At 57.8% G+C, this 677-nt stretch carries 1 protein-coding gene; it reads left to right on the forward strand.

The window, feature by feature from the left end:
* Positions 1 to 6 precede the first annotated feature (6 nt).
* Positions 7 to 677: type VI secretion system Vgr family protein (locus tag ACF8ME_RS05420; protein WP_392415579.1), on the forward strand; the 671-nt coding region annotated here is incomplete at its 3' end.

Here is a 677-nt window from a genome sequence, read left to right on the forward strand (position 1 = left end):
CATACAATGACACGCCGAGTCACCATCCATACGCCATTGGGCGATGAACTGCATTTCCGTGAATTGCGCGGCCAGGAAAACATCAGCCAGCTCTTCAGCCTCGATGTGGAAATGCTCAGCGAAAACGAAAGCATCGATCCCAAGGCCCTATTGGGCAAAAACGCCACCATAGAAATAGAAACCCAGGGCGGCGGCAGGCGCTTCATCGACGGCATCGTCACCCGCTTCGGCATGCAGGGCCAGGATCACCGCCACTACGCCTACAAGGCGCGGCTGAGTCCCTGGCTGTGGCTGGCCACGCGCAAGAGCGACTTTCGCATCTTCCAGAACCTCAACGTGCCCGACATCATCGAGCAGGTATTGGGCGTCTATGGCCATCCAATGCGAAGGAAACTCACGCGCGCCTATCGCAGTTGGGATTACTGCGTGCAATACAACGAAAGCGATTGCGACTTCGTCTCGCGATTGATGGAGCACGAAGGCATCTACTACTTCTTCGAGCACGCATCGGGCCGGCACACCCTGGTGCTGTGCGACGACATCATTGCCTCGCATGGCGCATTGCCCGGTGGCGAATCCATTCCCTTCTATCCCCCGGAAAAAGCCGCCGCAGGCGATCAGGAAAACATCCACGCCTGGCAGCTGGAGCAGGAAATCAAGCCGGGCCGCCATTACAT

This window comes from Delftia sp. WSY_7 (assembly GCF_043104845.1).
Classification (GTDB): Bacteria; Pseudomonadota; Gammaproteobacteria; order Burkholderiales; family Burkholderiaceae_C; genus Comamonas; species Comamonas tsuruhatensis.